This window comes from Paracoccus sp. T5 (assembly GCF_048538155.2).
Lineage (GTDB): Bacteria > Pseudomonadota > Alphaproteobacteria > Rhodobacterales > Rhodobacteraceae > Paracoccus.
Map to the genome: position 1 here is coordinate 2,664,287 of NZ_CM135809.1, position 20,119 is coordinate 2,684,405.

Below are 20,119 nucleotides of genomic sequence, written 5' to 3' on the forward strand. Positions count from 1 at the left end.
CATTCGCAGCTACCCGTGGCACTCTGGCTCGATCTCCCTGAGGAACGCCGCAAGGACGGCGCCGTCGGGATCCTGCAAGGCTTCGGCTGGAACTCCGTCAAAATCGAAATGCGGGCGCATCAGCCAGTTCAGCAGCCGGAGGTCGCTCCACTCTGCCGCTCTGGCAGCAGCCAGGATCTGGACAAAGCCGGGGTCGATCCGGCGGTTGGTCAGGTCGAACTGGAAGACAGGGTATCTCCAGCTCCCGGCAATACGGACGCGCAGAAGGCAGCCCTCCTTCGGCAAGCTGCACCAAGATGGACATGCATCCGGCCGACCCAGTATTGCACGTGCTTCATCGCCACTGATCATCTTGACGCCGCTGAGGATCTGCCTGCGCAAGGCCCGAAGGCGCGCTCTGCCACGGCCTGTCATTCTTTGCTTGTGGGACATCTCACATCGCCACCGGCCTGTTTTCCATGTCGAGGGCACGTTGGAGCATCCTCAGCACCGTCCGAAGGCTCGTCCTCGCCTCTGCATGAGGCGCGACCACTGCCAGGGCATCGACGATGGCCGAGATCGAGGCTCCGGATAGACCGCGGGCGCGTCCCTGGCGTTCCGCAAAGGCCATCACGTGGGGCAGCTCCACGTCCTGCAGCCGAAGGACGGTTCAGCGGCTGATGAGCGGCTCTGGCAGCGGCGCTAGGTTGTTGCTCAGCAGGATCCAGCTGATCCACGACATGTCACAGCGCACCCGGAAGTAGGGGCAGCTCCAGTCTGCTGCGGTGACGGGCTCAAGGAGCGGCAGCAGCGCGGGGGCGAGGGCATGGGAATGTCCGCTGGATGACCTGACATCGCCCGCCTTCTCGACCTCGTCGACGACCACGAGAGGATTGCCCGACAGCCGCTCCAGCACGAACTCGAACACGCGGCCCGGGCGGGCGCTCGACCAGCCGCGCTGAGAGCCGACCACTGCGAAGCTGCCCCCTTCGCTGGTCGCGTCGATCACGAGGCTGCCGGCGCCGATCAGCTCGCCCAGCCGCCGTGCCCAGTGGGTCTTGCCTATGCCCGGCGGGCCGTCGAAGATCACCGGCGGCAGGCGGAACCCGGGATGACCTTCGCGCACGGACCTGCGCATGGCGTTCCAGGCATGTTCGGTCGCCGGCGCCATCCACGGCATCTCTTCGTGAAGCGTCGCCGCCAGGACATCGGCCTGATGCTCGTCGGAGATCCTGGCAAGGCTGACGCCGTCCTTCAGGGGCGACAGCCGCTCGCGGTCCTGCTTGTCCAGATGCCCGACCCCCGACTCCCGCAGGACGCGATCATGGAGCCGGCTGGCCCGCCTGTTGACGCGCCTTTGGTCCTTCTGCGGCATGCTGATGCCCTGAACCGAACCCATGCAGGCAAGATCGTAGAGGCTCTCGTCCTCATGCCGGGACAGATCGACGCCAGCGCGAGCGGCGCGAAGCCGAAGCAGGTGCAGCACCAGGTCCTTGGCGATGATTCGCGCCGACACGTCCGGGTCAGGCATCCTGGCCCTGATGAAGGGGTGGTTTCGCATGGTCGGTCCTCGCATGAACCAGCCGCTCATCCGCGGCCGGATGCGGCTGGCCCGAAGGCGCAGACGCTGGTTTCAGGAAGGACCCGGGTCAGGAGGAAGTGTTGAGATCCGACGGCCACGCCGTCAAGCCAGCGGCCCGCAGCAGGAACGCCGCAGGCGCTGCGATGTCCAGTCCGGCATCGACACCAATAAGTCGATGAAAAAGTTGAATTAGTCCGATGGAACGCCACCCAATGGCAGCGTTATGGTTGTCGAAATGGCAGAAAACCCCCGAAATGGCAGTTTTATGGGGGCCTCTACACCTACACCGTGTCCAGATACAGCTCGACCGTCTCCTCATCCGACAGCTCCGCCATATAGTGCAGTTCCTGCCGCTTGGTCATCAGGTAATTCTCGACCAGATGCGCGGGCAGGATGCGGCGGATCTGGGGGCACTGATCGAAGGCCTCGATGGCGGCGCCCCAGTCTCCGGGCAGCTGCGCCAGATGCTGGTCATAGGCGTTGCCCTTGAAGGGCGGCGGCGCCTGCAATTGGTCCTCGATGCCATTCAGGGCGGCGCCCAGGATCGCGGCGATGGTCAGGTAGGGGTTCACGTCACCCCCCGCCACGCGATGCTCGATCCGGCGTGCCTTGGGCCCTGACGAGGGGATGCGGATTGCGGCCGTCCTGTTCTCGTAGGCCCAACCGATGCCGGTGGGCGCATGGGCGTTCGGGACCAGCCGGTCATAGCTGTTCTCGTGCGGGGCGAACAGCAGCGTCGATCCGGGCATGGCGCGCAGGCAGCCAGCGACGGCCTGGCGCAGCGCCTCGGACCCTTCCTCGCCGCCATTGTCGAAGATGTTGCGCCCCTCGCGGTCCAGGATCGAGAAATGCATGTGCATCCCGTTGCCCGAAAACGCCTCGTAGGGCTTGGCCATGAAGCTGGCGGCAAAGCCGTAGGAACGTGCGACGCCCTTGACCAGCATCTTGAACAGCCAAGTGTCGTCGGCCGCCTTCAGCGGATCGGCCTGATGCATCAGGTTGATCTCGAACTGGCCGGGCCCGGCCTCGGAGATCGCCGTGTCGGCCGGGATGTCCATCGATTCGCAGGCATCATAGAGCGTGGTGAAGAACTGATCGAAGGCATCCAGCGCGCGCAGCGACAGGACCTCGCCCCCCGTCCGCCGCTTGCCCGAGCGCGGGCTGGGGGGCACGCGCAGCTGCCGGCCGCTGTCGTCGATGAGGAAGAATTCCAGCTCGGTGGCCACCACGGGGGTCAGGCCGGCGGCGGCGTAACGTTCAGCCACGCGGGCCAGCGCCTGGCGCGGGTCGCCGTCATAGGGGCGCCCGTCGGGGTGGAACATCCACAGGGGCAGCAGCGCGGTGGGGGCCGCATCCAGCCAGGGCATGGGCAGGAAGCCCCGCTCGGTCGGCATCAGCAGCCCGTCGGGGTCGCCGGCCTCGAAGACCAGCGGGCTGTCCTCGACATCCTCGCCCCAGATGTCCAGGTTGAGGACCGAATAGGGGAACTTGGTCCCCCCCTCCATCAGCGCCAGGGCGTTGCGGGCCGGCAGACGCTTGCCGCGCGCCACTCCGTTCAGGTCGGCGGCCGCGACGCGGATCGTCTTTACCTCGGGATGTTCGCGCAGCCATTCCATGTTGGTCATCTCACTAGCAAAGGACGGTATCTGACGCGCCCGCCCTGCCCCAGCAGGTGGCGGTTCAGGCGACGGTTCACGCGGCCGAACAGCCAGATCAGCAGCAGCGTGGCGACGATGAAATAGGCGGCGGCGATCGGATAGGCCACGAAGGGATTGAAGGTCCGGTCCGCAAAGTAGCTGGCGTAGTAAAGCGCGTCCCCCCGCTGCTGGAACGCCGGAAACCCGGAGAAGTAGACCAGCGTGGTGGCGTGGAAGAGAAAGATCGCCTCGTTGGTGTAGGAGGGCCAGGCCAGCCGCAGCATGGTGGGCCAGATCACCCGGCGAAAGCGCGTCCAGCCGGTCATGCCATAGGCGTCGGCGGCCTCGACATCACCCTTCGGGACGGACATCAGCGCGCCGTGAAAGATCTGCGCCGTATAGGCGGTGGTGTTCAGGGTCAGGACGATCAGCGCCCCGGCCCAGGCCTTGGTCAGCCAGCTGGTCTGCACGGTCAGCCCCAGGATGTCGACGCCGGCCCGCGGCAGCAGGACCAGCGCCTCGTAGGCGATGAAGAACTGGATGAACAGTGGGCTGCCGCGGAACAGGAAAATGAAGGCATTGGCGGGCCTGCGCAGCCAGGAACGCGGGCTGGCCTTGGCCATCGCCACGGCCGTGGCGAGGACGAAGCCCATGGCCAGCGCCAGGATGGCGAAATAGAGGTTCCAGATCAGGCCCGACCCGATCAGGGTGAACTGCTGGCAGAGGTCATAGCCCTCGCGCGGCAGCAGGCGTTCGCCGATCCCGATCGAGCGCAGGCCATAGTCGATGATGGTCTGGGTGCAGCTCATGCCACCGCCCCCTTGCGCTGCGCCTCGCCGCCCATCGTCGCCTGCCCGCGCGACAACCGGTGCGTCACGCGGCCCAGCACCCGTTCCGAGGCCCAGGTCATCAGCAGGTAGAAGACGAGCAGCGCCAGGAAATAGTACAGCCGCCAGTCGGGATGGGGATAGCTGAAGGCGCTGGTCTTGGCACCGCCCAGTTCGCGCGCCCAGTAGACGACGTCCTCGACCCCCAGAAGGAACAGCAGCGGCGTGGCCTTGATCAGGATCATCCACAGGTTCGACAGGCCCGGCAGCGCATAGGTCCACATCTGCGGGACCAGCACGCGGCGGGTCACCTGGCGGCGGGTCATGCCATAGGCCTCGGCCGTTTCCAGCTGCGCGCGCGGCACCGCCTGCATCGCGCCAAAAAGCACGTTGGCCGCGAAGGCGCCAAAGACCACGGAAAAGGCGACGACCGCCAGGAAGATGCCATAGGCGTCATGGACCCAGGCCGCGCTGGTGTTCAGCGGCAGCTTGGCGGCATCGCAGACGACGAAATCATTGCCCTGCCAGACCGATTGGCCGCTGTCGCACAGGACCTGGTGGCGCAGCCATTCGAACCCCTGGTCCAGCGCGATGGGCACGAACAGGAAGAAGATGATGTCGGGCACGCCGCGCACCATTGAGGTATAGAGCTTGCCGAACCAGCGCAGCGGCGCGAACTGGGATCGCGCGGCCATGGCCCCGCCATAGCCGAACAGCAGCGCGACGGGCGCGGTGATCGCAAGCAGGATCAGCACCGTTCCGAAGCTGGCATAGAACAGCAGATGTGTGCCGGATGTCAGATAGCACGACAGCCAGACGAGCCCTTCGAGCGAGGACGGATCGGTGCAGTAGGAAAACATCTTGGGTCCCGGAAGGCCGCCGCGGGACGATCCCGCGGCGGCGGGTCAGATCATTCGAAGACCAGCGCGTCTTCGCCGAACCACTTGAGGATCAGCGCGTTCAGGCTGCCGTCTTCCTTCATCGCAGTGATGGCGGTGTCGAACTTGTCGCGCAACTCGGTGTCGGACTGGCGCAGGCCCATGCCGATGCCCTCGCCCAGGGGGACGGTGTCAAAGCCCTCGACCCAGACCAGCTCGCCGTTCGATTCCTCGACGATGGGGGCCAGGAAGTCCTTGTCGGCAAAGACCGCGTCGGCCTCGCCATTGCGGACGGCGGCGACGGTCTGGTCGGGGTTGGGATATTCCAGCAGCGTCGCGCCGGTGCTGGCCACATGGCCCGCCTGGATCGTGCTGGTCTGCGCCGCGACCACGCCGCCTTCGACATCCGCATCGGCCGACAGCGCCGCATAGGCGGAGGGCATGGCGGGGGTGTAGGGCTGCGTGAACTGGATGACCTGCTTGCGCTCCTCGTTGATGTTCATGCCGGCCAGGATCGTGTCGTAGTTCGACGACACCAGGTTCGGGATGATCGAATCCCAGTCATTGCGCACCCAGGTGCAGTCCAGTTCGGCCCGGGCGCAGAGCTCGTTGCCCAGCTCGATCTCGAAGCCCGTGACCTCGCCTGTGGCGTCGTCGATGAAGTTGTAGGGAGGATAGGCCCCCTCGGTCCCCATGCGGATGGTCTGGGCCTGCGACAGGCCGGCGGTCAGTGCCAGAGCGGCAGCAGCAATCGTCAGAAGTTTCATGTCTTACCTTTCCTGTTCGTCTTTAATTGGCCATCGTGGCGGACAGGAACTGGCGCAGACGGTCGGTCTGCGGGTCCCCGAACAGCCGCGCGGGCGGGCCTTCTTCGCAGATCACGCCCTGGTGCAGGAACACGACGTGATCGCTGACATCGGCGGCCAGCCGCATGTCATGGGTGACCAGGATCATCGTGCGATGCTCCGCGGCCAGATCCTTGATGACCTTGACCACCTCCTGCTGCAGTTCGGGGTCAAGGGCGCTGGTGGGTTCGTCGAAGAGCAGCGCCTTGGGCTGCATGCAGAGCGCGCGGGCGATGGCCGCCCGCTGCTGCTGGCCGCCCGACAGCTGCGCGGGCCAGGCCCCGGCCTTGTCGCCGATGCCCACCTTGTCCAGCAGGTCGCGGGCCCGCGCCTCGACCTCGGCGCGGTCCTCGCCCAGGACGGTGACCGGGGCCTCCATGACGTTCTGCAGGATCGTCATGTGGGACCACAGGTTGAACTGCTGAAAGACCATCGACAGGTTGGTGCGGAACCGGGTCACCTGCGCGCGGTCGGCGGGCATGCGGGACTGGCCCTGGCCCTTCCAGCGCACGGCCTCTCCCTCGAACAGGATCTCGCCGGCCTGGCTGTCCTCCAGGAGGTTGCAGCAGCGCAGAAGCGTGGATTTGCCCGAGCCCGAGGACCCGATCAGGCTGATCACATGGCCGCGCGGCGCCGTCATCGAGATGCCCTTGAGCACCTCGAGCGGACCATAGGCCTTGTGCAGCCCGGTGATCTGGATGACCGGCGGAGTGTCGGCTTGGGAAGGGGTCTTGCTCATCATCCGCGCATTGGGCGTCAAAAGCGCCCCATTTGCAACGGGGTGAAGCGGGCAACCTGCCGATAAGGCAGGTTGCCGCTGCGTCAGGACGAAAGGTCAGGCAATCTCGATCGAATATTTCTCGATCACGGTGTTGGCCAGCAGCCCCTCGCACATCCGGGTCACCTCGGCGCGGGCGGTTTCGGGGTCGGTGGCGGCCAGGTCCAGCTCGATCAGCTTGCCCTGGCGAACGCCCGAGACGCCGCCATGGCCCAGTCCCCCCAGCGCGTGGCGGATTGCCTCGCCCTGCGGGTCCAGGACGCCGTCCTTCAGCATGATGGTCACACGTGCTTTCATGGCGGGGCGTCCTTTCAGTTGATCGCGGTCGGTTTCAGGCTGGTCGTGTTCGCGGGCATCAGGCCCAGCCGGCGCGCCACCTCGGTATAGGCGTCGGTCAGGCTGCCGAGGTCGCGGCGGAACACGTCCTTGTCCAGCTTCTGCCCGGTCTTGACGTCCCACAGCCGGCAGCTGTCGGGGCTGATCTCGTCCGCCACGATCAGGCGCATGAAATCGTTGTCCCAAACGCGGCCGATCTCGATCTTGAAGTCGATCAGCTTGATGCCGGCGCCGTAGAACACGCCGGACAGGAAGTCGTTCACGCGCAGCGCCAGGCTGACGATGTCGTCCAGGTCCTGCTGGGTCGCCCAGCCAAAGGCGATGATGTATTCCTCGGACACCATCGGGTCGCCCAGCTCGTCGTTCTTGAAGCTGTATTCGACGATGGGACGGGGCAGCAGCGCGCCCTCCTCCAGGCCCAGCCGCTTGGACAGCGAACCGGCGGCAAAGTTGCGCACGATCACTTCCAGCGGCACGATCTCGACCTGGCGGATCAACTGCTCGCGCATGTTGATGCGGCGGATGAAATGGTTCGGGACGCCGATATTCGTCAAACCGTTCATGAAGAACTCGGACAGGCGGTTGTTCAGCACGCCCTTGCCTTCGATCGTGGCGCGCTTCTGCGCGTTGAAGGCGGTCGCGTCATCCTTGAAATACTGGATGAGCGTGCCCGGTTCAGTGCCCTCGTAGAGGATCTTTGCCTTGCCTTCGTAAACCTTCTTGCGCCGCGGTGCCATGGGCCCACCGTCCTTTCGCATGTCCCTGAAGATGCCGCTTAGCGCAGAAAGCCCATCGGTAGCAATACGAGGCTTGCGACAAGTCCCGCCAATGGGCATATCGGAAACAGGAGACAGCAGGAGGGACCCATGTCCACGTTCGACGACCGTGAACGCGCCTATGAGGCGAAATTCGCCCATGACGCCGATCTGCGCTTCAAGGCGGAAGCCCGGCGCAACCGCCTGCTGGGCGAATGGGCGGCCGGGATGCTGGGCAAGGAGGGCGACGACGCCCGCGCCTATGCGATGAGCGTGGTCACCTCGGACTTCGAGGAGCCGGGCGATGAGGACGTGTTCCGCAAGGTCGAGGGCGACCTGCAGGGCAAGGCCGACGGCGCCACGATCCGCGCCAAGATGGCCGAACTGACCGACGTGGCCCGCCGCCAGATCGTGGACGAGAGCTGATCCACGGGGCTGGCCGACGACTGGACCGAAGGGGGCGTTGCGCCCCCTTTTTTCATGCGCAACGGGCGGGGCGCGTTGCATGGGTGTAATCTGCAACGCGCGGGGCGGTCGGAGGCCTTTTTGCCAGCCATTGCTGGGGATGGAAGCGCACCGGACGTGCACAAGCTGTGCACCGGATGTGCACCGGTTGTACACAGGCGGCCCGGTCAGGCGGGCTGGGCCGCGGACTCGGCCCGGGGATAGAGGCGCAGCATGGTCACGGCGCGGGCCGTGTTCAGCGCCATCAGCGCGGCCCAGAGGCCGTGATTGCCCCAGATCGGCGGCAGGACCAGCACGCCCGCCACGAAGACCGCGACGGACTGGATCATCGCGATGCGCATTTCCCGCGTCAGGGTGGCGCCGATGAAGATGCCGTCCAGCATCCAGGCGGCGACCCCGATCAGCGGCGCAAGGCCCAGCCAGGGCAGGTAGAGGCGTGCCTCGGCCCGGACCTCGGGCGAGGTGGTCAGCAGGTCGATGATCGCCCCGCCCCCGGTCACGAAGACCAGCCCCAGCGCCACCGCTCCGCCCAGGCCCCAGGCCGAGGTCAGCTGGCTGGCGCGGCGCACGCGGATCGGGTGCCGCGCCCCCACCGCCTGCCCCACCAGGCTTTCGGCGGCAAACGCGAAGCCGTCCAAGGCATAGGCGGTCAGCGCCAGGAACTGCAGCAGGACCTGGTTTGCGGCCAGCGGCACGTCCCCCTGCCCCGCGCCCAGGAACAGGAAGCTGGTCATGCAGCCCTGCAGCAGGACCGAGCGGATCATGATGTCGCCGTTGACCCGCGCCAGCCGGTTCAGCTTGTCCGCGGCGAAAAGCGTGGCGGTGCCGCGTGCCGCCCGGATCGCGCGGCCGAGGACATGGCGCGCCAGCCACAGGCCCAGGCCCAGCCCGGCCAGTTCGGCGATCAGCGTGGCCCAGGCGACGCCCGCCACGCCCAGGCCAAGGCCCAGCACGAACCAGATATCCAGCGCGACGTTCAGCCCGTTCTGCAGCAGTTGCAGCGCCAGCACCGCGCGGGTGCGTTCCACGGCGATCAGCCAGCCGGTGATCGCATAAAGGCCGATGGTCGCGGGCGCGCCCCAGATGCGGATCGCCAGATAGTCGCGGGCCAGCGCCTCGACCGCATCCGAGGCCGGGGCCAGCCGGAAGGCTGCCCAGAAGATCGGCACCTGCAGCGCCACGAAGACCAGGCCCGCCGCCGCCGCGATCGCCAGCGCCCGCAGCAGATGGGCGCCGACCTCGGCCGCGTCGCCCGCGCCATGCGCCTGCGCCACCAGCCCCGACGTGCCCATGCGCAGAAAGCCGAAGACCCAGTAGATCGAGGTCAGGATGATCGCGCCGATGCCCACCGCTCCGATCGCCGCGGGCAGGCCCAGCTGGCCTACGACGCCGGTGTCGACCAGACCCAGCAGCGGCACGGTCAGGTTCGACAGGACGATGGGGAGGGCGATGTTCAGGACCCGGCGATGAGTCAGGTCGGTCATGGCTGGGGCATCAGGAAATGCCCCGTCGCCTGCGCCATCAGCCGCGAGCGGTTGTCCTGCCAGGTTTCCACCTGGACCGAGGCATAGCGCCGCCCCGACCGCACCACCCGCGCCCGCGCATAGGCGTCGCGCGGCAGGCCCGAGCGCAGGTAGTCGACGGTGAAGTCGATGGTCTTGGGCAGGCGCGGCAGGCTGTCGGGAACGGCCGCGTCGGGGGCGATGCGGCCCGATTCCAGGTCCTCCCACATGGCGGCCCAGGAAAGCTCGATGATCGCCGTGACCTCCATGAAGGCCGCCGTGACGCCGCCGTGGATGGCGGGCAGGCGCGGGTTGCCGATCAGCTTGTCGTCGAAGGGCAGGATCGCCGTCAGCTCGTCGCCGCGGCGGTCGAACCGGATGCCCAGCCAGGTCATGTAGGGCACGCCCGAGACAAGGGCGTTCAGCGCCGAATCGCGGCGCGACTTGATCAGGTGCAGGGGCTCGTTGCGGTCGGCCATGGGTTCACCTTTCCGCCGTGAAGGCGCCGGTGGCGCTGGCCACGGGATTTTCGCCGTCGTCGTCCACCGCCACCGCGCGCAGGAAGGCCACGCTGCGGGTCATGTGATAGCATTCGGCCCGCGCGGTGATGCGCTGTCCCGGTTTAGCCGCGCGCATGTAGTCGATGCGCAGGTCGATGGTCGCGGTCGATCGCGGGTTTGTGGGATGGGCCATCACCGCCGCCCCGCAGCAGGTGTCCATCAGCGCCGAGACGACGCCGCCGTGGATCACCCCCGTGCGCGGGTCCCCCACCAGGTGTTCGGCCCAGGGCATCGAGATGACCGCCCGCCCGGCGCCGATCTCGTCCACGCGCATCTGCAGGGCGCGGGCATGGGGGATCGCCTCGATGAACTGCTGCGCGATCCGCGCATGGTCGGCGGCGGTCGTGTCGGGGTCTTGCGTCATCGCGGGCTCCTGTTTGGTCATGAGTAGCGCCGGGGGGCCCGCGCACTCAACCCCCCGCGCGGGAGCCTGAGCGATTCGGTTGAGTCGTGGGCCCCGACGTCCTAGGCTGACGTTAAGGGAAATCCGACAGGAGTCGCGGGTGAGCGAAGACCAGATCAGCTTCAAGGACATGTGCGCCCGGTTCGAGGTGACGCCCCGGACGCTGCGCTATTACGAATATATCGAGCTGCTGAAGCCCCGGAAGGAAGGTCGCGCCCGCTTTTACGGCCCGCGCGAGGTGGCGCGGATGACGCTGATCCTGCGCGGCCGGCGCTTTGGCTTTTCGCTGGAGGAGATCCGACAATGGCTGCTGATCTATGACCGCCAGGGCTCGCGCGAGCAGTACCAGGTCTGGATCGACATGGCCGACCGCCAGCTGGCGGTGCTGGACGGGCAGATCGAGGATCTGAAGGGCGCGCGCGCCGATCTGGCGCAGTTGCGCGAGACGACGATGGACGAGCTGTCGCGCATGCCCGCAGCCGAGGGCTGACGGGACGACGGGGCGCGGCGTGACGCCGCGTCTCGCTTACGTTCGCGTCAACTTGGCCCTATATGTCGGGGACAAGGACGGAACGCCGGTGAAGGAGGAGAAGCCGCATCCCATGTCCGAAGAGCTGATGACCATCCGCCAGATGTGCGATGCCTATGAGGTCACGCCCCGCACGCTGCGTTTCTACGAGGCGCGCGAGCTGATCTTTCCCGAACGCCGGGGCCAGCACCGCCTGTACGACCGGCGCGACCGGGCCAGGCTGACGCTGATCCTGCGCGGCAAGCGGTTCGGCTTCAGCCTGGAACAGATCCGCCAGCTGCTGGAGCTTTACGAGCCCGGCGGCACCAACCGCACCCAGATCGCCCGCACGATCGAGGTCGGGCGGGCGCGTCTGGCCGACATGGAACGGCAGCATGCCGAGCTGAGCGAGGCGATCGCCGATCTCAGGCTGCACATCTCCGACGCGGAATACCGGCTTTCCGTCCCGTCCCACGAACAGTCCACAGGATAACGCCATGCCGATCTATTCTGCCCCGATCCGCGACCTGCAATTCGTCCTGCACGACGTCCTGAAGCTGTCGCAGTCCGACCTGCCCGGCCATGACGAACTGGACCGCGACTTTACCGAAGCCGTCCTGGAGGCCGCCGGCAAGCTGGCCAGCGAGGTGCTGGCGCCGCTGAACATCGTCGGCGACCGCCAGGGCTGCCGGCTGGAGAACGGCGTCGTGCGCACGCCCGACGGCTTTGACCGCGCCTTCGAGGCGGTCAAGGAAGGCGGCTGGACGGCGCTGGACTGCGATCCCGAATATGGCGGCCAGGGCATGCCCTATGTCATGGGCGTCGCCACCGGAGAGCTGTTCGTCAGCGCCAACATGGCCTTCAACATGTACCAGGGCCTGACCCACGGCGCCTATTCCGCCATCCACGCCCACGGCACCGACGAGCAGAAGCGCACCTTCCTCCCCAAGATGGTCAGCTGCGACTGGACAGGCACGATGAACCTGACGGAGCCGCATTGCGGCACCGACCTGGGCCTGCTGCGCACCAAGGCCGAGCCGCAGGATGACGGCAGCTATCTGATTACAGGGCAGAAGATCTTCATCTCGGCCGGCGACCATGACCTGGCCGAGAACGTCATCCACCTGGTCCTGGCCAAGGCGCCGGGCGGCGGCGAGGGCACCAAGGGCATCAGCCTGTTCATCGTGCCGAAGTTCCTGGTGAACGAGGACGGCAGCCTGGGCGAACGCAACGGCGTGTCGGTCGGCGCGCTGGAGCACAAGATGGGTATCCACGGCAACGCCACCTGCGTGATGAACTATGACGGCGCCCGCGGCTGGCTGCTGGGCGACCTGCACAAGGGCATGCGCGCCATGTTCACGATGATGAACGAGGCGCGGCTGGGCGTCGGCCTGCAGGGCTATGCCTGTGCGATCCCCGCGTACCAGAACGCGCTGGCCTATGCCAAGGACCGCCTGCAGGGGCGGGCCGTGACGGGCGCGCAGAACGCGGCCGCCGCCGCGGACCCGCTGATTGTGCATCCCGACATCCGCCGCAGCCTGATGGACCAGAAGTCCTTCCTGGAGGGTGCCCGTGCGCTGACCCTGTGGGGGGCGCATCTGATCGACCGCAGCAACATGGCGGGTGATGCGGATGCCGAGGGGCTGGTGTCGCTGATGACCCCGGTGGTCAAGGGCTTCCTGACCGACAAGGGCTTTGACACCACGGTGCTGGCCCAGCAGATCCTGGGCGGGCATGGCTATGTCGAGGAATGGGGCATGAGCCAGTTCGTCCGCGACGCCCGCATCACCATGATCTATGAGGGTGCGAACGGCGTGCAGGCGCTGGACCTGGTAGGCCGCAAGCTGGCGCAGGACGGCGGCAAGCATGTCATGGCCTTCTTCGACATGGTGAAGTCCTTCTGCAAGGAGCAGTCGGACAACGAGGCCCTGGTGGCCGACTTCATCGCGCCCCTGAAGGCTGCGTCCAAGGACCTGCAGACCGCGGCCATGTTCTTCATGGAACGCGGCATGAAGAACCCCAACGATGCCCTGTCGGGCAGCTACGACTTCATGCACCTCTTTGGCCATGTCACCTTGGGCTACATGTGGGCGCGCATGGCCGTCGCCGCGCAGGCGGCGCTGGATGCGGGCGAAGGCGACGCCGGCTTCCTCAGGACCAAGCTGGTGACCGGCCGGTACTACATGAAGCGGCAGTTGCCGATGACCGCGACGCATCTGGCCCGCATCCAGTCCGGGGCGGCGCCGGTCATGGAACTGGAGGCGGAAGCCTTCTGATCCGGCAGGACAGGTGGAGAGGCCAGGATGGGTATTTTCGCAACGAAGAAACGCGGATTGCGCCCCGGCCCCTCCCCTCTTCCAAGCGGCAAGGCGTTATCGGCCCAGGAGCCGGGGCGACTTCTCCGTTGGCGGTCATCGGCTCCCCAGCCTGTACCGCAGCGTCGGTTGTAAAGGCGCATGGTGAAGAAGGGGTAAACCGGCCTCTTCTTTGTTGTCCAAATACCCCGCGGGGGTCCGGGGGCGCGAAGCCCCCGGCGTGGAGGAATAGAAATGACCGCGCAACTCTGGTGCTTTGGCGAATCGGGCAATGCCTACAAGGCGGCGCTGACGATGCAGCTGGCGGGCTATGACTGGCAGCCCGTCTATGTCGACTTCTTCAACGGCGAAGGGCGCAGCCCGGCGTTCAGGGACATCAACCCGATGGGTGAGGTGCCGGTCTTTCGCGAAGGTGACCTGACCCTGACGCAATCCGCGGTGATCCAGCTGCATGTGGCCGAACGTGCGGGCAGGTTCCTGGGCAGCGACCGCAACGAGACCCTGCGCTGGCTGATGTTCGACAACCACAAGGTCTCGGGGCAGGCGGGACCGGCGCGGTTCCTGCTGAACTTCCTGCCCGCCGACAAGCGCCCGGTGGGCGCGGCCGAATACCTGCAGGGGCGGCTGAAGGGTGCCTACCAGGTGCTGGACGCGCATCTGGCCGACCGGGACTGGGTCGCGCCGGGTGGCCCGACCGTCGCCGATTTCGCGCTGTGCGGATATCTCTATTACCCCGAGCCCTTCGGCTTCGACCGCAGGGACTGGCCCCATATCGACCGCTGGTTGGAGGGCATCGCCGCCCTGCCCGGTTGGAAACACCCCTATGATCTGATGCCCGGCAATCCATCCGACCGGGCGCCCAAGGAGGACCAATGACCGACGCATTCATCTATGACGCCGCCCGCACCCCGCGCGGCAAGGGCCGCCCCGATGGCAGCCTGCACGAGGTGACTTCGCTGGCTTTGTCGGCGCGCCTGCTGAACGCCGTCAAGGAGCGCAACGGGCTGGAGGGCCCCGTGGTCGAGGACGTGATCTGGGGCAACGTCACCCAGGTCAAGGAGCAGGGCGGCTGCCTCGCGCGCAGTGCGGTGCTGGCATCCGACCTGGACCAGCGCATTCCGGGCCTGTCGATCAACCGCTTTTGCGCCAGCGGCATGGAGGCCGTGAACCTGGCCGCCAACCAGATCAGGGGCGGCGCCGGGCATGCCTATATCGCGGGAGGGGTCGAGATGATGGGCCGCGTCGCCATGGGCAGCGACGGGGCCGCCATCGCGGTCGATCCCAGCCTGGCCATGCGATCCTATTTCGTGCCGCAGGGGATCAGCGCCGACATCATCGCGACCGAATACGGGTTCACCCGCGAGGAGGCCGATGCGCTGGCGCTGGAAAGCCAGAAGCGCGCGGCCCGGGCCTGGGAGGAAGGCCGTTTCGCCAAGTCGATCGTGCCGGTCCTGGACCAGAACGGGCTGACCATCCTGGACCGTGACGAATACATGCGCCCCGGCACCACTGCCGAGGACCTGGCCAAGCTGCGCCCCGCCTTCAAGGAGATGGGCGAGGCGATGCCCGGTTTCGACAAGGTGGCGATGCTGAAATACCCGCACATGACCCATGTCGATCACATCCACCATGCCGGCAACAGCAGCGGCATCGTCGACGGCGCCGCCGCCGTGCTGATCGGCAACGAGGAGTTCGGCCGGGCGCATGGGCTGAAGCCCCGCGCGCGCATCCGTGCGACCGCCAAGATCGGCACCGATCCCACGATCATGCTGACCGGCCCCGTGCCGGTGACCGAGAAGATCCTGGCCGACAGCGGCATGTCGATCAGCGACATCGACCTGTTCGAGGTGAACGAGGCCTTTGCCTCGGTCGTGCTGCGCTTCATGCAGGCCTTCCAGGTCGATCATTCCAAGGTCAACGTCAACGGCGGCGCCATCGCCATGGGCCATCCGCTGGGCGCGACGGGGGCGATCATCATCGGCACCCTGCTGGACGAGCTGGAGCGGCAGGACAAACAGGTGGGTCTGGCGACCCTGTGCATCGCGTCCGGCATGGGCGCGGCCACCATCATCGAACGCGTGTGAGGACCCCGGACATGACCGATTTCACGATGGAGAAAGGCGCCGACGGCGTCGCGGTGATCACCTGGGACGTGCCCGGCAAGTCGATGAACGTGCTGTCGATGCACGGCGCGACCGCGCTGAACGGGCTGATCGACGATGCGCTGGCCGACGAGGCGGTGAAGGGCATCGTCATCACGTCGGGCAAGAAGGACTTTGCCGCCGGGATGGACCTGAAGGTCATCGCGGGGATGAAGGATGCGAACGGCGCGCAGGGCGTGTTCGACGGTGTGATGACGCTGCACCATCTGCTGCGCAAGATCGAGCTGGCGGGCATGGACCCCAAGACCAAGAAGGGCGGCAAGCCCATCGCGAGCGCCCTGCCCGGCACCGCGCTTGGGATAGGGCTGGAACTGCCGCTGGCGACGCATCGCATCTTTGCCGCCGACAACCCGAAGGCGAAGATCGGCCTGCCCGAGATCATGGTCGGCATCTTTCCCGGCGCGGGCGGGACGACTCGGCTGGCGCGCAAGCTGGGCGCGATGATGGCCGCGCCCTTCCTGCTGGAAGGAAAACTGTCGGACCCGAAGAAGGCGAAATCCGCCGGCTTGATCGACGAGGTGGTCGCGGACCCGCTGGCCGCCGCCAGGGCCTGGGTGCTGGAAGCCAAGGACGCCGACATCGTCAAGCCCTGGGATGCCAAGGGCTACAAGATGCCGGGAGGCGAGCCGTTCCACCCGGCGGGCTTCATGACCTTTGTGGGCGCATCGGCGATGGTGCATGGCAAGACGATGGGCGTCTATCCGGCGGCCAAGGCGCTGCTGTCGGCGGTCTATGAGGGCGCGATGGTGCCCTTTGACCAGGCGCTGAAGATCGAGGCGCGCTGGTTCACCAACGTGCTGATGAACCCGTCGTCTACCGCGATGATCCGCAGCCTGTTCATCAACAAAGAGGCGCTGGAAAAGGGCGCGAACCGCCCCGAGGCGCCGGACCAGACCGTCAAGAAGGTCGGCATCCTGGGCGCGGGCATGATGGGCGCGGGCATCGCCTATGTCAGCGCCATGGCGGGGATCGAGGTCGTCTTGATCGACGCGGCTCAGGAGAGCGCCGATCGCGGCAAGGCCTATTCCACGGGGCTGCTGGACAAGGCGATCAGCCGCAAGAAGTCGACCGAGGAAAAGAAAGCCGAGGTACTGGCACGCATCACCGCCACCACGGACTATGCAGCCCTGGAAGGCTGCGACCTAATCGTGGAAGCGGTGTTCGAGGATCCGTCGGTCAAGGCCGAGGTGACCCGGCGCGCCGAGGCCGTGATTCCTGAGGACGCGATCTTTGCGACCAACACCTCGACCCTGCCGATCGGCGATCTGGCAAAGGCCAGCAGCCGCCCCGAGCAGTTCATCGGCATCCACTTCTTCAGCCCGGTCGACAAAATGCTGCTGGTCGAGATCATCAAGGGCAAGGAGACGGGTCCCGTGGCCGTCGCCAAGGCGCTGGATTTCGTGCGCCAGATCCGCAAGACGCCGATCGTGGTGAACGATGCGCGCTTCTTTTACGCCAACCGCTGCATCATCCCCTATATCAACGAGGGCATCCGCATGGTCGGCGAAGGGGTCAACCCGACGCTGGTGGAAAATGCCGCCAAGATGATGGGCATGCCGCTGGGGCCGCTGCAGCTGGTTGATGAGACCTCCATCGACCTGGGCGTCAAGATCGCCAAGGCCACGCGCGCGGCGATGGGCGATGCATATTCCGACGGCGCGGTTGACGAGGTGCTGTTCTGGATGGCCGACCAGGGCCGCATGGGCCGCAAGGGCGGCGCGGGCTTTTACGCCTATGAGGACGGCAAGCGGCAGGGCCTGTGGGAGGGCTTGGACGCGCGGTATCCGCGCGCGGAGGACCAGCCCGAACTGCAGGACATCCAGCACCGCCTGATGTTCGCGCAAAGCCTGGAGGCCGTGCGCGCGCTGGAGGATGGCGTGCTGGAGGACATCCGCGAGGGCGACGTGGGCGCGATCCTGGGCTGGGGCTTTGCGCCCTGGTCGGGCGGGCCGTTCGGCTGGCTGGACATCCTGGGCGCCCGGAAGGCGGTCGAGATCTGCGACCGGCTGACGGCCGCGCATGGCGACCGCTTCCAGGCCCCCGCCCTGCTGCGCGAGATGGCCGAAAAGGGCGAAAGCTTCTATGGCCGCTTTGGCGGACAGCAGAAGGCCGCCTGACACCCCTGGCGATGGGCCGCACCCTTGCGGCCCATCCGCCCCCGCCTTGTGTCCCGGGCGCCATGATGCGAAACTTTCCGCAGGGCATGTCGTTGATCCGGCAGGACTTCGCCATATGCTGATGCATAGCGCCAGCACCGCCCGGCGGATGGCTGACAAGGGGACATTTTTCGATGACCGACGACACCCGCCGCCGCGCCGAGGCCACGCAGGCCGAGATCGACGCCCTGACCGCTGCGGCCCTGCCGGAACCGGCCCCAGCGCCCACCGAACTGGCCGGGGCCGATCCGGCCACCCAGGCCGAGATCCGCCGCCGCATGGAGGAGATCGACCTGAGGGATTCGGGCTCGATCCTGCGGTTCGGCACCCGCGCCCAGGCCGATCTGCAACAGATCAGCCAGCGGATGCTGGCCGACGTCAAGACCAAGGAGGTCGGGCCCGCGGGCGACAGCCTGCGCGAGGTCGTGACCACGATCCGCGGCTTTTCCACGACGGAACTGGACATGCGCCGGCAGCGCAGCTGGTGGGAGAGGCTGCTGGGGCGGTCCGCGCCCTTTGCCAAGTTCGTGGCCAATTACGAACAGGTTCAGACCCAGATCGACCGCATCACCGCCGAACTGGAGGCGCATGAGCAGAAGCTGCTGAAGGACGTGAAGTCGCTGGACCTGCTCTATGACCGGACGCTGGCCTTTTATGATGAGCTGGCGCTGTACATCGCCGCCGGCACTGAAAAGCTGCACGAGCTGGACCACCGGACGATCCCCGCCAAGGAGGCCGAGGTGGCCGCCAGGGGCGCGACTGAGCAGGTGATGGAGGCGCAGGAGCTGCGCGACCTGCGCAGCCTGCGCGACGACCTGGAACGCCGCGTCCATGACCTGAAGCTGACGCGGCAGGTGACGATGCAGTCGCTGCCCTCGATCCGGCTGGTGCAGGAGAACGACAAGTCGCTGGTGACCAAGATCAACTCGACCTTGGTGAACACGGTGCCACTGTGGGAGACCCAGCTGGCGCAGGCCGTCACCATCCAGCGCAGTGCCGAGGCCGCCCGCGCGGTGCGCGAGGCCAGCGACCTGACCAACGAGCTGCTGACCCGCAACGCCGATAACCTGCGCCAGGCCAATGCCACGATCCGCGCCGAGACCGAGCGCGGCGTCTTTGACATCGAGGCGGTCAGGACCGCCAATGCCCAGCTGATCGCCACGATCGAGGACAGCCTGCGCATCGCCGACGAAGGGCGCACCCGCCGTGCCGCCGCCGAGGGCGAGTTGGTGCGGATGGAGGCGGAACTGCGCGATGCACTGGCCTCGGCCTCGTCGCGCCAGGGCGGGGCGATCACCGGACGGACCGGAGCGCGCTGATGTCGGCCCCCCTGCCCCGACCGTATGGCCTGCGCCCGCGCGCCCTTGGCGCCGCCGTTCTGGCGGCCCTGGCACTGGCGGGTTGCGCGCCGGGGGCTGTTGAGCCCGACGCGCCCGTGCAGCGCCCGGACCCCCGGCCCGAGGTTCAGGAGGGCCAGCCTGACCAGGCCCAGTTGCGCCGTGCCCGGGCCGAGCGGAACCGTGCCGCCAATGCGGCCGCGCAGTCGGCTTCGCTGGAGAGCAGCCCCGCCAGCCGGTCTCAGCGCGATTACTATGCGGCCGTGGAACAGCGGCTGCTGTCGCAGGGGCGGCTGAGGCGCGACCGCGTGCCCCAGGATGCACCGATCAACGCCGAGATGCTGACCCGCAACTTTCTGGCCATCGCGCTGCGCGACGAATACAGCCAATCCGCCGGCGGGCTGGTGGCGCAGGACCGGTCGGCCCCCCTGCGCCGCTGGGCGCAGCCGGTGCGGATGCAGATCGAATTCGGCGCCTCGACCGACACGGCCGCGCGCCCGGCCTGGCGGTCCGAGGTGGCGGATTACGCGGCCCAGCTGTCGGCGGCGACCGGCCATCCCGTGAGCCTGACCGCCCAAGGCGGCAACTTCACCATCCTGGTGCTGACCGAGGACGAGCGCCGCGCCATCGGCCCGCGCCTGCAGGAGCTGGTGCCGGGCATTCCCGCGCGCGACCGGCAGATCCTGGCGGACCTCCCGCCGGCGATCACATGCTCGGTCTTTGCCTATTCGCAGGGCGGCAGCAGCGCCTATGCCCATGCGGTTGCGGTGATCCGCGCGGAACTGCCGCGCCTGCTGCGCTCCTCCTGCATTCACGAGGAGCTGGCGCAGGGGCTGGGCCTGGCCAATGACAGCCCCGGGGCGCGCCCGTCGCTGTTCAACGACGACGAGGAATTCGCCCTGCTGACCCGGCATGACGAACTGCTGCTGCGCATCCTCTATGACCGCCGCCTGTCGCCCGGCATGACCGAGGCCGAGGCCGCGCCCATCGTCCGCCAGATCGCCTCCGAGCTGCTGGGCGAAAGCGCCTGATCGGCGCGCTTGATCCGGCCTCCGGCCCGTCCCATACAGGGGGCGGGCCATGCGAAGGGGGAA

Annotated in this window: 21 protein-coding genes; 9 read left to right on the forward strand and 12 right to left on the reverse strand. The window is 67.2% G+C overall.

Translation table 11 applies throughout. The features are described 5' to 3' along the window. Positions 1-9: 9 nt before the first annotated feature. From ACNR9W_RS13060 to purC, 9 genes are all read right to left on the reverse strand, one after another. The gene (locus ACNR9W_RS13060) at positions 10-381 is read right to left on the reverse strand and encodes a hypothetical protein (RefSeq protein WP_419271150.1); all 372 of its coding nucleotides are present in this window, start codon (positions 379-381) and stop codon (positions 10-12) included. Positions 382-649: 268 nt separating this feature from the next. Continuing rightward, complete coding sequence (locus tag ACNR9W_RS13065; RefSeq protein WP_458478500.1) at positions 650-1,540, reverse strand: AAA family ATPase; 891 nt, start codon at positions 1,538-1,540, stop codon at positions 650-652. Positions 1,541-1,842: 302 nt separating this feature from the next. After that, positions 1,843-3,177 (reverse strand): glutamine synthetase family protein, encoded by a 1,335-nt coding sequence (locus ACNR9W_RS13070; protein ID WP_419271210.1) that lies wholly within the window; start codon positions 3,175-3,177, stop codon positions 1,843-1,845. 5 nt (positions 3,178-3,182) lie between these two features. Next, the gene (locus ACNR9W_RS13075) at positions 3,183-4,007 is read right to left on the reverse strand and encodes an ABC transporter permease (RefSeq protein ID WP_419271152.1); all 825 of its coding nucleotides are present in this window, start codon (positions 4,005-4,007) and stop codon (positions 3,183-3,185) included. Beyond that, a complete protein-coding gene (locus ACNR9W_RS13080) occupies positions 4,004-4,885 on the reverse strand; it encodes an ABC transporter permease (protein WP_419271153.1) in 882 nt (293 codons plus the stop codon). Before ACNR9W_RS13080 ends, ACNR9W_RS13075 begins: the two co-directional genes overlap by 4 nt. Before the next feature lie 50 nt (positions 4,886-4,935). After that, positions 4,936-5,670: a transporter substrate-binding domain-containing protein gene (locus ACNR9W_RS13085; RefSeq protein WP_419271154.1), complete on the reverse strand. Its 735-nt coding sequence runs from the start codon at positions 5,668-5,670 to the stop codon at positions 4,936-4,938. A 22-nt stretch (positions 5,671-5,692) separates the two neighbouring features. Then, positions 5,693-6,490 carry an ABC transporter ATP-binding protein gene (locus ACNR9W_RS13090; protein ID WP_458478501.1) on the reverse strand — a complete coding sequence of 266 codons (798 nt, stop codon included), beginning with the start codon at positions 6,488-6,490 and terminating at the stop codon, positions 5,693-5,695. A 93-nt stretch (positions 6,491-6,583) separates the two neighbouring features. Beyond that, a complete protein-coding gene (gene purS / locus ACNR9W_RS13095; RefSeq protein ID WP_419271156.1) occupies positions 6,584-6,823 on the reverse strand; it encodes a phosphoribosylformylglycinamidine synthase subunit PurS in 240 nt (79 codons plus the stop codon). 14 nt (positions 6,824-6,837) lie between these two features. Further along, complete coding sequence (purC, locus tag ACNR9W_RS13100; RefSeq protein WP_419271157.1) at positions 6,838-7,599, reverse strand: phosphoribosylaminoimidazolesuccinocarboxamide synthase; 762 nt, start codon at positions 7,597-7,599, stop codon at positions 6,838-6,840. 129 nt (positions 7,600-7,728) lie between these two features. Between purC and ACNR9W_RS13105 the strand changes: the two genes are divergently transcribed. Continuing rightward, on the forward strand, positions 7,729-8,043 hold the full coding sequence (locus tag ACNR9W_RS13105; RefSeq protein ID WP_419271158.1) for a DUF1476 domain-containing protein: 315 nt from the start codon (positions 7,729-7,731) through the stop codon (positions 8,041-8,043). A 206-nt stretch (positions 8,044-8,249) separates the two neighbouring features. Here ACNR9W_RS13105 and ACNR9W_RS13110 read toward each other — a convergent pair whose 3' ends face one another. From ACNR9W_RS13110 to ACNR9W_RS13120, 3 genes are read right to left on the reverse strand one after another with little or no spacing between them, the layout of a single operon-like run. Next, complete coding sequence (locus ACNR9W_RS13110) at positions 8,250-9,566, reverse strand: MATE family efflux transporter (RefSeq protein ID WP_419271159.1); 1,317 nt, start codon at positions 9,564-9,566, stop codon at positions 8,250-8,252. After that, the gene (locus tag ACNR9W_RS13115) at positions 9,563-10,063 is read right to left on the reverse strand and encodes a PaaI family thioesterase (protein WP_419271160.1); all 501 of its coding nucleotides are present in this window, start codon (positions 10,061-10,063) and stop codon (positions 9,563-9,565) included. The genes ACNR9W_RS13110 and ACNR9W_RS13115 overlap by 4 nt, the downstream gene beginning before the upstream one ends. 4 nt (positions 10,064-10,067) lie before the next feature. Further along, entirely contained in the window at positions 10,068-10,508 is a 441-nt protein-coding gene (locus ACNR9W_RS13120) for a PaaI family thioesterase (RefSeq protein WP_419271161.1), read from the reverse strand. Positions 10,509-10,647: 139 nt separating this feature from the next. On the opposite strand from ACNR9W_RS13120, the gene ACNR9W_RS13125 reads away from it, so the two are divergent. The 8 genes from ACNR9W_RS13125 to ACNR9W_RS13160 all read left to right on the forward strand — a co-directional run bounded on the left by ACNR9W_RS13125 (position 10,648) and on the right by ACNR9W_RS13160 (position 20,056). Beyond that, positions 10,648-11,037 carry a MerR family transcriptional regulator gene (locus ACNR9W_RS13125; protein ID WP_419271162.1) on the forward strand — a complete coding sequence of 130 codons (390 nt, stop codon included), beginning with the start codon at positions 10,648-10,650 and terminating at the stop codon, positions 11,035-11,037. Between the two features lie 112 nt (positions 11,038-11,149). Continuing rightward, the gene (locus ACNR9W_RS13130; RefSeq protein ID WP_419271211.1) at positions 11,150-11,548 is read left to right on the forward strand and encodes a MerR family transcriptional regulator; all 399 of its coding nucleotides are present in this window, start codon (positions 11,150-11,152) and stop codon (positions 11,546-11,548) included. A gap of 4 nt (positions 11,549-11,552) precedes the next feature. Further along, entirely contained in the window at positions 11,553-13,331 is a 1,779-nt protein-coding gene (locus tag ACNR9W_RS13135) for an acyl-CoA dehydrogenase C-terminal domain-containing protein (protein WP_419271163.1), read from the forward strand. Between the two features lie 273 nt (positions 13,332-13,604). Further along, the gene (locus ACNR9W_RS13140) at positions 13,605-14,246 is read left to right on the forward strand and encodes a glutathione S-transferase family protein (RefSeq protein WP_419271164.1); all 642 of its coding nucleotides are present in this window, start codon (positions 13,605-13,607) and stop codon (positions 14,244-14,246) included. Further along, positions 14,243-15,454, forward strand: a complete 1,212-nt coding sequence (locus ACNR9W_RS13145) for an acetyl-CoA C-acetyltransferase (protein WP_419271165.1) — start codon at positions 14,243-14,245, stop codon at positions 15,452-15,454. Before ACNR9W_RS13140 ends, ACNR9W_RS13145 begins: the two co-directional genes overlap by 4 nt. A gap of 11 nt (positions 15,455-15,465) precedes the next feature. Next, the gene (locus tag ACNR9W_RS13150; protein WP_419271166.1) at positions 15,466-17,649 is read left to right on the forward strand and encodes a 3-hydroxyacyl-CoA dehydrogenase NAD-binding domain-containing protein; all 2,184 of its coding nucleotides are present in this window, start codon (positions 15,466-15,468) and stop codon (positions 17,647-17,649) included. 173 nt (positions 17,650-17,822) lie between these two features. Beyond that, positions 17,823-19,007, forward strand: coding sequence for a toxic anion resistance protein (locus tag ACNR9W_RS13155; RefSeq protein WP_419271167.1), 1,185 nt, complete (start codon positions 17,823-17,825; stop codon positions 19,005-19,007). After that, positions 19,007-20,056, forward strand: a complete 1,050-nt coding sequence (locus tag ACNR9W_RS13160; protein ID WP_419271168.1) for a DUF2927 domain-containing protein — start codon at positions 19,007-19,009, stop codon at positions 20,054-20,056. The genes ACNR9W_RS13155 and ACNR9W_RS13160 overlap by 1 nt, the downstream gene beginning before the upstream one ends. Positions 20,057-20,119 lie beyond the last annotated feature (63 nt).